Source organism: Streptomyces sp. YKOK-I1, assembly GCF_054660435.1.
In genome coordinates, this window is the sequence record NZ_BAAGDR010000001.1 from 1,455,296 (window position 1) to 1,468,159 (window position 12,864).

Consider the following 12,864-nt stretch of genomic DNA (forward strand, 5'->3'; position numbering starts at 1 on the left):
ACAAAAGACGAACCGCGGTGAGCGATATCTCCGGATGGATTTCCGACCGATCTCAGCCATTTACGAACAGCGGTTAGCCTGCGTTGTGGAGGCTAGGTGTGGGTCAAATCACCTGTCAAGGACCATGCAGGGAAAACCTGACCCCGCTGTTTTCGGTCATCCCTCGAACGATGGTTCGTCCTGCGACGACAGCCCGATGCCGCGCCACTCGAAGTCGTCCGGGTTCACGCGTCGGGTCATCGCGAAGTAGTCGACGATGCGCCACGGCGAGGCGGCCACGACACGGCCCGCGGCGTTGCGGTACCAGTTCGTCATCTTGGGATGCACCCACACGAGCTGGGCGTGGGCCGCGTCGACGGCCGCGTTGTACGTCTCGTACACCCCGGGCCGGCACTCCACGGTCCTCGCCCCCTTCGCCTGCAGCAGTTCCAGGGCCTCGACGACGTAGCGCACCTGCCACTCGACGATGGTGAAGAAGCTGCCGCCGTGCCCGAGCCCGGTGTTGGGGCCCGACAGCACGAACAGATTGGGGAAGTCCGGCACGGTCATCCCCAGATAGGCGCGCGCGTCATGGTCGCCCCACACATCGGTGAGCAGCCGCCCGGACCGGCCTCGCACGGACATCGGGTGGAGATAGCGGGTGCTCTCGAACCCCGTGGCGAGCACCACCACGTCCGCCTCGTGATGCCGCCCCGCGGTGTCGACCAGCCCTGTCGGCGTGAAGGCGCCGACGCCCTCGGTGACGAGGTGGACATCGTCCCGGCGCAGGGCCGCGTACCATCCGTTGTCCAGCAGCATGCGTTTACCGAACGGCGGGTAGTCCGGGACGCACTTCTCCAGCAGATCCGGCCGGCCGCGCAGCTGTTCCTCCATGTAGCGCGTGTAGAAGCGGCGGTGACCGTCGTTGACGGCGTTGACGGACCGGCCGCCGGTGTCCCAGTCCGGGTCGATCCGGAGCGTGGGGTGCACGCGGTCGTTGAAGATCCACCCGAGCTTCGCCCGGTACCAGCGCGCGTAGCGGGGGACGTTCTCCATGAGCCAGTGGACGCCCGGTTCCACGGGGCGGAAGTAGTCGGCGTTGGGCGCGATCCACTGGGGCGAGCGCTGGAAGACGGTCAGCGAGCGCGGCCTTCCGGCCACGGCCGGCACGATCTGCATCGCACTGGCACCGGCACCGACCACGGCGACCCGGCGTCCGGCGAGGTCGATGTCGTCCGGCCAGCGCGCGGAGTGGAAGAGCTCGCCGCCGAAGTCGGCCATGCCGGGCAGGTCGGGCACCTTCGGACGGTTCAGCACCCCGACGGCCGAGATCACCGCGTCCGCCCGCAGGGTGGTGACCGTGCCGTCGGCCGCGCGCAGGGTCGCCGTCCAGCCGCCGTCGGTCCCGTCGTGCTCGAGCCCGGTGACCTCGGTGCCGAAGACGATGCCGCGCCGCAGGTCGTGCTCGTCCGCGAACGCCTCCAGATAGGCCTGGACCTCGTCGCGCTTGCCGAAGTACGTGCTCCAGCGGTGCGGCCGGAACGAGTACGAGTAGAGGAAGCTGGGCGTGTCCACGCCGCACCCGGGATAGGTGTTCTCCCACCAGCCGCCGCCGACCTGCAGGTTCTTCTCGACGACCGTGTGCTCGATACCGGCCTCCCGCAGCCGCAGGCTCGACAGCAGCCCGGCCACTCCGGCTCCGACGACCAGGACCTTCGTCCGCCGGGCCCGCGGGCGGGGCGGCGACGTCACCGGTGACACGGTCGGGCGGTGGCCGAGGAACTCGGCCATCATCGGTTCGAACTCGCGCGGTACGTCCTCGCCGTTGACGAAGGTGAGCAGCTCCGTCAGCAGGGCGCCCGAAGGGCTCGGCACCGCGACGGGAGCTCCTCGGCTCCAGGCGGTGACGGCGGCGGCGGCACCGCGCCGCACCTCTTCCTGGACCTCCTCCGGGAGGCCGCCGGTGGCGTTCTCGTCCATTCCGGCACTGCGCGTGGGCCGGTAGCGCGAGGACAGCCAGACGCGGTCTCCCGTGAGCTGGAAGGTCACCGCCAGGAGCACCGGGATGTTCGCGAACCGCAGCGCGGAGTCGAGCTGTGCCGGGTCGAGGACACGCGACTCGGGGGGCAGGGTATGGGTCATGCCGGCCGATACTAACGACGGATAGTCTCGGTTCACCAGAGGCGTTCACCGATGAGCGCCCTTCCGGCGAAAAAACCGGTGAAAAGCCGCGATGTTCGACGGCAAGACGGTTGACATGGGACGGAAGACGTACGCAGGATGCCCCTCGACAGACTAACGCCGGTCAGTTCCGGCTTGGCTGGACCGAAGGGTGAGATCATGGACCTGATCGAGGCGATGGTCAGCACCGGGACCTGCCGCTACTACAGCGACCGGCCCGTACCGGACGAAGCGCTCTACACGGCGTTCGAGGCGGCGCGCTGCGCGCCGCAGGGCGGCAACCGCCAGCCCGTGCGTTTCGTCGTGATCCGTGACCAGGACACCAAGCGGGCGCTCGCGGAGCTCTACCAGCCGATGTGGCGCGCCTACTACGACGGGATCCACTCCGGCGACGTCCAGGTCACCGCCGTACCGAAGACCGTGGAGGCGGCCGACCATTTCGCCCGCAACCTGGCGAACCACCCCGTGCTCGTGGTGGTCTGCGCCGAGATCGGCAGTCTGCACGCCACCGACGCGGGGCTCGACAGGATCGGCGTGGTCGGCGGGGCCTCGATCTACCCGTTGGTGCAGAACTTCTGCCTGGCCCTGCGCAACCAGGGCATCGCGTCGGCGCTCACGACGCTGCTGTGCTCCGTCGAGCCGGATGTCACCAAGCTGCTCGACATCCCGGACGGCTTCCTCACGGCCGCCCATCTCGCCGTCGGCTACCCCGCCAGGCCCTTCCCCCGCAAGCTGACCCGGACGCCGGTCGAGGAGTTCGTCTACCTCGACAGATTCGGCTCGCCGCTCTTCCGGTCCTGATCCCTGCGACTCCCCGGAGGCCCTGATGACCGATCTCCCCCCGGTCCATCGCTCACCCCTCGGCCGCGCCACGATCGGCGACCAGCTGCGCCGCCACGCCCGCAACCAGCCGGCCAAGACCGCCGTCGTGTCGTACGGCCCGGCCGGTGAACGGCTGGACACCACGTACGCCGCACTCGACCGGTGGGCCAACCGCCTCGCCCACGCCTTCCTCGCCCACGGCGTGGGCCGCGGCGACCGCGTCGCCGTGATGTCGCGCAACCGCGTCGAGGTGATCGTCGCCTACTACGCGGCGCTCAGGATCGGCGCCAGCTTCACCGGCATCAACACGATGTTCCGCCCCGACGAGGTGCTGCAGCAGCTCGTGCACGCCGAGCCCGCGGTGCTGGTCGTGGCAGCCGAACTGCTCCCCGTCGTGGACCCGGTGCTGGACGAGGCGCCCCCGGCTCTCGCGGTGGTCCTCGGCGCGACCGGGAACGAGACCGGAAACCAGGCCGAGAGCCAGGCCGAGAACCAGGCCGGCGGACGCTGGATCTCCTGGGCGGCCCTGGAACAGGGCCGGCCGGAGACCGAGCCCGACACGGACGTCGACGAGCACGACCTCGCGCTGATCGTCTACACCAGCGGCACCGAATCCGCCCCCAAGGGCGTCATGATCCCGCACCGCAACTACATGGTCTCGACGACGCCGTCGTGGACCTGGGGACTGCGCGTGACCCCGGACGACGTCTGGCTGTTCGCCATGCCGTTCCACACGATCGCCGGCATCGGCAGCCTGACCTCCCTCACGCTCATCGGCGCCACGGTCGTCCTGCCGAGCACACTGGAGCCCGGCGCGACGCTCGCGACGATCCGTGACGAGGGGATCAACGTCGTGGCGCAGACACCGACCCTCTTCCTCTCCCTGTGCCGCCACCCCGACTTCGGTCCCGGCACGGTCGGCCGGGTCCAGCGCTGTCTGACCTACGGCGGCACGTTGTCACCGTTCGCCACCGACGCCTGGGGGACGGCCGCGCCCGACATGGTCTGGGGGACGTACTGGGGCCAGGGCGAGCTGACCCAGCTGGGATCGGTCGGGTTCTTCAAGTCCCTCGCCGAGGTGCCCGGCCAGGACCCGACCTGGATCGGGAAGGCGGTCCCGCACCTGGAGACACGGGTCGTCGGCGCCGACGGCGAGGACGCGGAGATCGGCGAACTGTGGTGCCGTTCGCCCTCGGTGATGCTGGGCTACTACAAGGACCCGGAACGCACCGCCGCGGTGATGGCCGACGGCTGGGTCCACACCGGGGACATCGTCCGCGTCGACGCCGACCGCAACCTGTTCTTCTACGATCGCAGCAAGGACGTCATCAAGACCGGGGGGATGAACGTGTCCTCGCAGGAGGTGGAGCGGGTCCTGCAGAAGCACCCGTCCGTCCTGCGGGCCGCGGTGGTCGGTCTGCCGGACGACTACTGGTCCGAGGCCGTCACGGCGTTCGTCATCCTGAGCGACGCCTTCCCCGCCGGGGAGGCCGACCTGATCGCCCATTGCAAGGCGTCGATGGCGTCGTACAAGGCCCCCAAGGCGATCCGGATCGTCGAGGAGTTCCCCACCGACGCGCAGGGCAAAGTGCTCAAGCGCGAGCTGCGCAAGATCCGTCCGACGGAGGAAGCCCGATGACCGCGCCCGAGAGAGCTCGCAAACTCAATTCCCTGGAATCGGTGAAGCCGGCCGCGCCGGCCGGGAAGCCGACCCGCCGCGACGAGATCGTGACGGCGGCGGCCAGTTTCTTCGCCGAGAGCGGCTACCACACCGCCGGCATGCGTGACGTCGCCGAGGCCGTCGGCATGCGGGGGGCCAGCCTCTACAACCACTTCGGGTCCAAGGAGGAGATCCTCTACCAGATCGCGCTGCTGGTGGTCCGCAGCTCGGTCGAGGGCTATATGACCGTCCTCGACGAACCCGGCACCCCGGCGGAGCGCCTCGCGGCACTGAGCCGCGGCCATGTCATCCATGTCGCCTCGCGTCGCGTCGAGTACCGGGTCGTGTGGACCGAGGTCAAGGCGCTCAGCCCGGAGCACCGCCAGACCGTGGACGACTACATGCGCTACTACCAGCGGCGGGTCCGCGACGTCGTCATGGCGGGGGCGAGGAAGGGCGAGTTCAAGGTCGTCAACCCGCGTCGCGCGTCGGTGGCGCTGATGGACATGCTCAACGGCATCAGCGGCTGGTTCACCCCGTCGATGGACTGCGACGAACTGGCCGGCGACTACATCCGCTTCGGCATCGGCGGGGTGCTGCACTACGAGGGCGACATCGACGTCCTGTGCGCCACCGCGAAAGAGATGACCGACTCGCTGGGCTTCGTGGCCCTCCCCCCGGTCTCATGAACGGCGGTCCGCTGACCGGCCTGCGGGTCGTGGAGTTCGCCGGCATCGGCCCCGGTCCCCATGCCGCGATGCTCCTGGCAGACCTCGGTGCGGAGGTCGTACGGCTCGAAAGGCCCGGCAAGAGCGCGGAGCCCGACCAAGTCGTCGGCCAGGACACCATCGTCAGGCGCGGACGTCTGACCGTGCCCACCGACCTGAAGAACCCCGAGCGTCTGGCGTGTGTGCGCCGGCTGCTGTCCGTGTCGGACGTCGCCATCGAGGGGTATCGCCCCGGAGTGATGGAACGCCTCGGGCTCGACCCCGCCGGCCTCGTCGCCGAGAACCCCCGCCTCGTCGTGGCCCGGCTGACCGGCTGGGGCCAGGACGGCCCCGAGGCACAAGTCGCCGGGCACGACCTCAACTACCTGGCGGCGACCGGGGTGCTGGACGCCATCGGCCGCCCGGGCCGGCTTCCGGTGCCCCCGCTCAATCTCGTCGCGGACTTCGGCGGGGGCTCCATGTTCGCTCTCCTGGGCATCCTGTCGGCGATCGTCGAGCGTGAGCGCTCGGGGCGCGGACAGGTCGTCGACGTCTCCATGACGGAGGGGACGCTCACCCTCTCGGCGATGATCTGGTCCTGGCGTGCGGCGGGCCGCTGGCCCGGCGGCCGAGGCACCAACATCCTCGACGGCGGCGCGCCGTTCTACGACACCTACGCCTGCGCCGACGGGCGGCTGGTGGCCATCGGGGCGCTGGAGCCCAAGTTCTACGCACTGGCGCTCAAGGGGCTGGGGCTCGACCCGCAGTCCCTGCCCCGGCAGTACGACCGCACGGGGTGGCCGCAGCTGCGCCGCGCGATCGCGGCGGCCTTCGCGCGCCGGACGCAGGCGGAGTGGGCCGAGACGTTCGAGGGCTCCGACGCGTGCGTCACGCCGGTGCTGAGCTTCGACGAGGCGGTCCGCCACCCCCATCTCGCGCACCGGTCCGCGTTCGTGTCCGTGGACGGCCTGACCCAGCCGGCGTCCTCACCGCGCTTCTCCCGGACCCAGCCCGCACCGCCCGCGCCGGAGACCTTCGGCGCGCTGGAGGACATCCTCGGCCGCTGGGAGACGGCCGGCGTCCCGGCGGCGGACGCGAGGACGGCATGACGAGCCTCGCGGCCTTCCTGGAGGACACGGCGGCTCGGCACGGCGGCCGGACGGCCGTCGTGGCGGGCGGCGAGAGGATGACGTACGACGTCCTGGACCTGCGCGCCTCGCAGTTCGCGACCCTCCTGAGGGACAAGGGCGTGCGGCCCGGGGACCGGGTGGCCCTGTCGTGCACGAACGTGCCGTTCTTCCCTGTCGCGTACTACGGCATCCTCAAGGCGGGCGCCGTCGTCGTACCGCTGAACGTGCTGCTGAAGGGCGGTGAGGTCGCCTATCACCTCCGGGATTCGGGGGCGGTGGCCGTGGCCTGTGTCGGCGGGGACGCGTCCCTGCCCGTCCACACGACCGTGCGGGAAGGGTTCGAGGCCGTCGAGGAGTGCCGGGAACTCATCCTGATGGATCCCCCGGCCGAAGGCCGCCCGTCGCGGTTCCTCGCCGGTCTCGACGACCGGGACGGGAGCCCGCGCGCGGTGGAACGCGCCGACGACGACACCGCGGTCATCCTCTACACCAGCGGGACGACCGGCCGGCCGAAGGGCGCCGAGCTGACCCACGCCAACCTCCGCGGCAACGCCGCGATCTCCGCCCCGCTGTTCGGGGCGGACGAGGACCGGCCCGACACCTACCTGTGCGTCCTGCCGCTCTACCACTCCTTCGGGCAGACGGTGGTGATGAACTCCGCCGTACGCTTCGGCGGCACGGTCGTCACGCTGCCGCGCTTCGAGCCGAAGGCGGCACTCGACGCCCTCGCCGAACACGACGTCACCTTCTTCGCCGGTGTGCCCACGATGTACTGGGGCATGCTGCGGGCGCTGGCGGAGCGGCCGGGCGACGGACCGCCCGCCCCCGCCCTGCGGGTGGCGCTGGCCGGGGGCTCGTCGATGCCGGTGGAGCTGGCGCGGGAGTTCCACGCGCGGTTCGGGCTACGGGTGCGCGAGGGTTACGGCCTGTCGGAGACGTCACCCGTGGCGTCCTTCGCGCCCCCGGACGCGGTCCCGCGCCCGGGCTCGATCGGTCTGCCCGTCCCCGGCGTGCGGATGGCGCTGATCGCCGACGACTGGACGCGCGTCGAGGGGCCGGACACGGTCGGCGAGATCGTCATCAGCGGCCCCAACGTGATGAAGGGCTACCACGGACGTCCGGACGCGACCGCCGAGGTGATCCGGGACGGCTGGTTCCGCTCCGGCGATCTCGCGCGCCGTGACCGGGACGGCTACTACTACGTCGTCGATCGCGTCAAGGACATGATCATCCGAGGTGGGTTCAACGTGTACCCGAGGGAGATCGAGGAGGTCCTGATGGCACATCCCTCGATCTCCCTCGCCGCGGTCGTCGGCGTCCCGGACGCCCGGCACGGCGAGGAGGTCAAGGCGTACGTCATCCCGCACAAGGGTGCGGCGCTCACCCCGGACGACGTGGTGGCGTGGTGCCGCGAACAGCTGGCCGCCTACAAGTACCCCCGTCTCGTGGAGTTCCGTGACGATCTGCCGATGACGTCGACCGGCAAGATCCTCAAGCGGGAGCTGCGGTGACGGCGCCCCTGCCCCGGCCCTGGGTGCTGGGCGACTTCGAGGTGGGACAGGTGTTCGTGACCCAGGGACGCACCGTCACCGAGGCGGACATCGTGTCGTTCGCCGCCACCACCTGGGACACCAACGAGGTGCACACCGACGCCGCGCGCGCCGCGGAGGGCCGCTTCGGGGAGCGGATCGCCCACGGGCTGCTCGGTATGTCGATGGCGATGGGACTGGTGTCGCGGCTCGGCGTCTTCGAGGGGTCCTCCGTCGCGCTGCTCTCGGTCGAGGACTGGCGCTTCCTGGCGCCGATCCGCATCGGTGACACCCTGACCTGCCGGCTGGAGATCCTCGGTGTGCGGCGCACCCGCTCGGGGGACACCGGGGTCCTGGACCGACGGCTGACGCTGCTCCGCACGGACGGGACCGTCGTCCAGCAGGGACGCATCCCCTTGCTGGTCAAGGTGTGAGGGCGCGGTTCTCCCGGCATCCCGCCGAGTCGTGCTCCGGGCGCTCCGGATCCGGCTCGCGGGAGAGGCGGAGCGCAGGGGCGTGCACGAACAGGAAGCGTGACGCGCAGTCGAGTCCCTCACCGACGGTGTCGCAGTTGCCGACCACCAGGGCCAGGGGACCCGGCATCGACATGTTCTGACAGGCCGCCAGACGCACCGTGTCCCCGCGTGCCCCGTAGGTCCCCGGCCAACTGCGGGCCGGGGACCTACGGGTGCTGGTTCGCCGTGCGGGCCGGGCTTCACACGGCCGGCCGGGACAGGGTGCCGCCCGCCGCGGCCCGTGCGGCCTCGACCGCTTCCCACTGCTCGGTGCCGAGGTGGGCCAGCGCGGCCGGGAAGACGCCGTCCTGTTCCTTGAGGATGTGGTTCCGCAGCAGGGCCATCGCCTCCATCAGGCGGTCCGGCCAGGTCGGATCGGTCAGGAACGCGCCGTTCGCCTCGTCCAGCACCGCCTCGACGGTGCGGTGCTCCGCCTCCAGAGCGGCGATCTGGTCGGGGAAGTCACCGGCCAGAGCGGGAAACAGGCCCCGCTCCTCGACCTGGGTGTGCGGGCCGAGCACCTTCGCGATGTCCCTGGCGATCTCCGCGATCCGGATCACACCGCCTTCCCGGTGGGCGGGGCCGAGGTGGCTGATGAGGCGCACCACCTCATCGTGCTCCCGGGTCAGTTCGTCGATCGTCTCCAGCGCCTGGCAGCCGCAGTACTCGCACACCGGTGGTTCTCCTTCGTCCGTCCGTCGCCGTCCGTGGTCGCTCACACCGTGGTGTGGGCGGTGCGGTGCCGCTGCCCTCCGCCGGGGCGCGGAGCCCGGCCGCCGCCCTGGACGGCGGCGCGGACGGCGGTGAGGGTGTAGGCCAGGGCCGCGGCGGCCACGATCGCGAGCAGGGCGAGACCGGCGGCGTAGGTTTCGTACGCGCCGTAGAGCGAGCCCATCACCAGCGGGGGCAGGAAGCCGCCGAGCCCGCCCGCGGCGCCGACCACGCCCGTGACGGAGCCGACCCGCTCGGCGGGGGTCAGCAGGGCCACCAGGGCGAAGGTCGCGCCGCTGCCCGCGCCGAGGGCGGCGGCCATGGCCAGGAAGGCGATCGTGCCCGCCGGCGCCAGCGCCGGGGTGAACGACTGCGCCACGGCCCCGGCCACGACCACGGCCAGCGAACCGGCCAGCACCCGGACCGGACCCAGCCGGTCCGACAGCCAGCCGCCCATCGGCCGCATCGCCACCGCGAGGAGCACGAACCCCGCCATCCGGTTCGCGGCGTCCGCCTGGGTCAGGCCGTAACCGGTCTTGAGGTAGGTGGGCAGGTAGACGGAGAAGGCCACATAGCCGCCGAACGCCACCGCGTACAGCGCGGAAGCCTGCCAGGTGATCCCCAGCCGGAACGTGGCCGCCAGCCGGCGTCCCAGCGGCTCGGCCGGCACCGTCCGGCCCGGCGCGTCGCGCAGCAGCAGCGCCGCGGCCACGGCGTAGGCGGCGAGCGTCGCGGCGGTGATCAGGAACGGGGTCGCCATGCTGTGCGCGTCGACCAGCTTCACCGTGGTCAGGGCACTGATCGCGGTGCCGCCCATGCCGGCGCCGAAGACCCCGATGGCCAGACCACGCCGCTGCGGCGGGAACCAGGCGTTGACGAAGGGGACGCCGACGGCGAACGCCGTGCCGCCGATGCCGAGGAAGAACCCGCCGATCAGCAGAGCGGTGAGCGAGGAGTGCCCGGCCAGACCGAGGTAGAGCACCGGGACGATGGTGACCGCCGTCACGATCGGGAACATGACCCGGCCGCCGAACCGGTCCGTCAGCGCACCCACCGGGATACGGCCCAGGGAGCCGACCACCACCGGCACCGCCACCAGCAGCGACTGCTGGAACGACGACAGATCCAGACTCTCCTTGAACCGCGGACCCAACGGGCTCAGCAGCGCCCACGCCCAGAAGTTGACCGCGAAACCCATCGTGGCCAGCGCGAGCATCAGCCACGCCCGACCGGGCACCGACGGCCCTGACGGGGAGACCCCGTCCCTCGGCTTCGACTGCTCGACCATGTCGTCCGCCCTTTCCTCCGCGCGGTGTCCGCGCCACGGGGAGCGCTCGCGCATCGCAGGCCTCCTGGCCACGAAGCGGCGTCCCCTCACCACTCTCGTCATCGGGGCTCACCGAAGGCATGGGCCATCAGTCCCTGCCGACGGACGGACGGTCCCCGGGGCCGGAACCGACCGTCCCTCCCGGCCGTCCCTCCCGGCCGCCCCTCGACGGCCGGGAGGGACGGAGCGGATCAGCCGAAGAACACCCCGAACTCGTCGTACAGCGGCAGATCCACCGTCTTGTTGCCCGCCCCGGGCTCCGGCAGCGCGGTGCGGACGATCCGCGTCCCGCGCAGAGCCACCATCGTGCCGAAGTCCCCTTCCCGGACCGCGTCCACGGCGTGCAGCCCGAAGCGGGTGGCCAGCCACCGGTCGAAGGCGCTCGGGGTGCCGCCGCGCTGGACATGGCCGAGGACCGTGGTGCGGGCGTCCGTGCCCGTGCGCTGGGAGATCTCCCGGGCCAGCCACTCTCCGACGCCAGACAGCCGTACATGGCCGTACTCGTCCAGGGACCGGTCCTTGAGGATCTCCCGCCCCTCCCTGGGCAGGGCTCCCTCGGCGGCGACCACGATGGGCGCATAGTTGATCCTGAATCGGCTCCGCACCCACGCACAGACCTGGTCGATGTCGAACGGCCGCTCCGGGATGAGGATGACGTTGGCGCCGCCCGCGACTCCGGCGTGCAGCGCGATCCAGCCGGAATGCCGGCCCATCACCTCCACCACCAGGGTGCGCATGTGCGACTCGGCGGTGGTGTGGAGGCGGTCGATGGCCTCGGTCGCGATCCCGACGGCCGTGTCGAAGCCGAAGGTGTAGTCGGTGCCGACCACGTCGTTGTCGATCGTCTTCGGCACGCCGACCAGCCGGATCCCCTGCCGGCTCAGCTCGGCGGCGGCACCCAGCGTGTCCTCGCCGCCGATCACCACGAGCGCGTCGACCTCGTGCGCGGCGAGGGTGTCCTGGACGCGCCCCACCCCGTCCTCGTGCTTGAACGGGTTCGTGCGGGAGGAACCGAGGATGGTTCCGCCGCGCGGGAGGATCCCCCGCACGTGGGAGACGTCCAGCGGCACCACCTTGCCCTGGAGCGCGCCCAGCCAGCCGTCGCGCAGGCCGACGAAATCGAAGCCGTACTCCTGGACGCCCTTGCGTACGACGCTGCGGATGACGGCGTTGAGACCGGGACAGTCCCCGCCACCGGTCAGGACCCCGACCCTCATGGCGTCCTCCCTTCCATGGCGTCCTCCCGTCCATGGCGTCCGCCCTTCGCCGCTCCGGCATCAGTGAGTGATGTCGTCGTCAGTGAGCGATGTCGAGCACCTGCGACACGTCCCGGCGTGGGGTGCCGGGGCCCTTGGGGCCGTAGCCCAGACGGAGCACGACCTGGGTGGAGCCCGTTCCGGTCGCCGGATCGCGCAGGGGCCAGCGCAGATCCGTCCATTCGAGGGGCTGGGTGGCGAAGGAGGCGGACAGGCCGTGCAGGGTGGCCAGGAGCAGGACGCGTTCCATGGCCTGGCCGGCCCGGAGCCAGTCCTCGCGGCGGTCGTGGACCGTGCTGACGAGGGCCAGTTGAGGGCTCTGTTCGAAGTCCGCGACTTCCCGTCCCGCCGTCGGGCGGGACCCGGCGAAGTCGCGCATGGGGGCCCGGCCGCCGCGCATGCGCGGCCCGTAGGCGTAGCGCGGAACTCCCTCGCCGGCGCTGCCCACCGACACCGCGTCGCCGCCGGTCCACCGGGTCAGGTCCTGGTCGCTGCCGCGGTCGGTGCGGTTGCGGGCCTCCGCCTCCTGGAAGAGGTCCAGCACCTCCCGCAGATGCCATCCGGTGGGGAACGTCAGCGTCGCGCCCTCGGCCCGCGCGGCGGCGGCGAGCGCCTCCCGTACGGCTTCCGGGATCTCCCTCTCCTCGAACGGGTGACGGCTGGTGTGCCGCTGGTGGATCGCCGGATGCAGCGCGCCGAGGTCCCGTTCGCCGTCGTCCGCGTCGGTCAGCCGCACACTCGCGAGGAGTGCGCGGTCGGCGAGGTCGGGCAGCAGCAGGGTCTCGGGGCGCAGGCCCTCGTGGACGACCGCCACCCTCAGGTTCAGCAGGGCGGCGGCGCAGCCGAGATGCAGGGCCCGGGTGTCGGGGTCGGCGTGCGGCATGGTGCGCTCGAAGTCCGCGCGCAGCTCGAAGGTGCGGCTGTGCCGGAGATAGCGGAAGCGCCAGGGCTGCGCGTTGTGCATGGACGGTGCGGCAGCCGCGTCATGGACCAGGGCGGCCACCCGGTCGTCGGAGAGTGCTTGCCGGTTCACGGGGAACCTCCCTC

Annotated in this window: 12 protein-coding genes; 6 read left to right on the top strand and 6 right to left on the bottom strand. The window is 71.4% G+C overall.

What is annotated here, in order from left to right; all coding sequences use genetic code 11:
* Positions 1–156 precede the first annotated feature (156 nt).
* Positions 157–2,121: a flavin-containing monooxygenase gene (locus tag ACYQ8Q_RS05945; protein ID WP_460062578.1), complete on the bottom strand. Its 1,965-nt coding sequence runs from the start codon at positions 2,119–2,121 to the stop codon at positions 157–159.
* A 198-nt stretch (positions 2,122–2,319) separates the two neighbouring features.
* On the opposite strand from ACYQ8Q_RS05945, the gene ACYQ8Q_RS05950 reads away from it, so the two are divergent.
* From ACYQ8Q_RS05950 to ACYQ8Q_RS05975, 6 genes are read left to right on the top strand one after another with little or no spacing between them, the layout of a single operon-like run.
* Positions 2,320–2,961, top strand: a complete 642-nt coding sequence (locus ACYQ8Q_RS05950; RefSeq protein ID WP_460062579.1) for a nitroreductase family protein — start codon at positions 2,320–2,322, stop codon at positions 2,959–2,961.
* A 25-nt stretch (positions 2,962–2,986) separates the two neighbouring features.
* Positions 2,987–4,621 carry a class I adenylate-forming enzyme family protein gene (locus ACYQ8Q_RS05955; protein WP_460062580.1) on the top strand — a complete coding sequence of 545 codons (1,635 nt, stop codon included), beginning with the start codon at positions 2,987–2,989 and terminating at the stop codon, positions 4,619–4,621.
* Positions 4,618–5,331 carry a TetR/AcrR family transcriptional regulator gene (locus ACYQ8Q_RS05960; RefSeq protein ID WP_460062581.1) on the top strand — a complete coding sequence of 238 codons (714 nt, stop codon included), beginning with the start codon at positions 4,618–4,620 and terminating at the stop codon, positions 5,329–5,331. Before ACYQ8Q_RS05955 ends, ACYQ8Q_RS05960 begins: the two co-directional genes overlap by 4 nt.
* A complete protein-coding gene (locus tag ACYQ8Q_RS05965; protein WP_460062583.1) occupies positions 5,328–6,458 on the top strand; it encodes a CaiB/BaiF CoA transferase family protein in 1,131 nt (376 codons plus the stop codon). Before ACYQ8Q_RS05960 ends, ACYQ8Q_RS05965 begins: the two co-directional genes overlap by 4 nt.
* The gene (locus ACYQ8Q_RS05970) at positions 6,455–7,990 is read left to right on the top strand and encodes a long-chain-fatty-acid--CoA ligase (protein ID WP_460062584.1); all 1,536 of its coding nucleotides are present in this window, start codon (positions 6,455–6,457) and stop codon (positions 7,988–7,990) included. Before ACYQ8Q_RS05965 ends, ACYQ8Q_RS05970 begins: the two co-directional genes overlap by 4 nt.
* Positions 7,987–8,442 carry a MaoC/PaaZ C-terminal domain-containing protein gene (locus ACYQ8Q_RS05975; RefSeq protein WP_460062585.1) on the top strand — a complete coding sequence of 152 codons (456 nt, stop codon included), beginning with the start codon at positions 7,987–7,989 and terminating at the stop codon, positions 8,440–8,442. Before ACYQ8Q_RS05970 ends, ACYQ8Q_RS05975 begins: the two co-directional genes overlap by 4 nt.
* Here the strand turns inward: ACYQ8Q_RS05975 and ACYQ8Q_RS05980 are convergent.
* The 5 genes from ACYQ8Q_RS05980 to ACYQ8Q_RS06000 all read right to left on the bottom strand — a co-directional run bounded on the left by ACYQ8Q_RS05980 (position 8,432) and on the right by ACYQ8Q_RS06000 (position 12,850).
* Entirely contained in the window at positions 8,432–8,611 is a 180-nt protein-coding gene (locus ACYQ8Q_RS05980; protein WP_460062586.1) for a hypothetical protein, read from the bottom strand. The two genes, ACYQ8Q_RS05975 and ACYQ8Q_RS05980, sit on opposite strands and share 11 nt — an antisense overlap.
* A gap of 112 nt (positions 8,612–8,723) precedes the next feature.
* The gene (locus ACYQ8Q_RS05985) at positions 8,724–9,197 is read right to left on the bottom strand and encodes a hemerythrin domain-containing protein (protein ID WP_460062587.1); all 474 of its coding nucleotides are present in this window, start codon (positions 9,195–9,197) and stop codon (positions 8,724–8,726) included.
* A gap of 41 nt (positions 9,198–9,238) precedes the next feature.
* Positions 9,239–10,450 (bottom strand): MFS transporter, encoded by a 1,212-nt coding sequence (locus ACYQ8Q_RS05990; RefSeq protein WP_460073187.1) that lies wholly within the window; start codon positions 10,448–10,450, stop codon positions 9,239–9,241.
* A gap of 302 nt (positions 10,451–10,752) precedes the next feature.
* Complete coding sequence (locus tag ACYQ8Q_RS05995) at positions 10,753–11,778, bottom strand: 6-phosphofructokinase (RefSeq protein ID WP_460062588.1); 1,026 nt, start codon at positions 11,776–11,778, stop codon at positions 10,753–10,755.
* Between the two features lie 79 nt (positions 11,779–11,857).
* Positions 11,858–12,850: an Acg family FMN-binding oxidoreductase gene (locus ACYQ8Q_RS06000; protein WP_460062590.1), complete on the bottom strand. Its 993-nt coding sequence runs from the start codon at positions 12,848–12,850 to the stop codon at positions 11,858–11,860.
* Positions 12,851–12,864 lie beyond the last annotated feature (14 nt).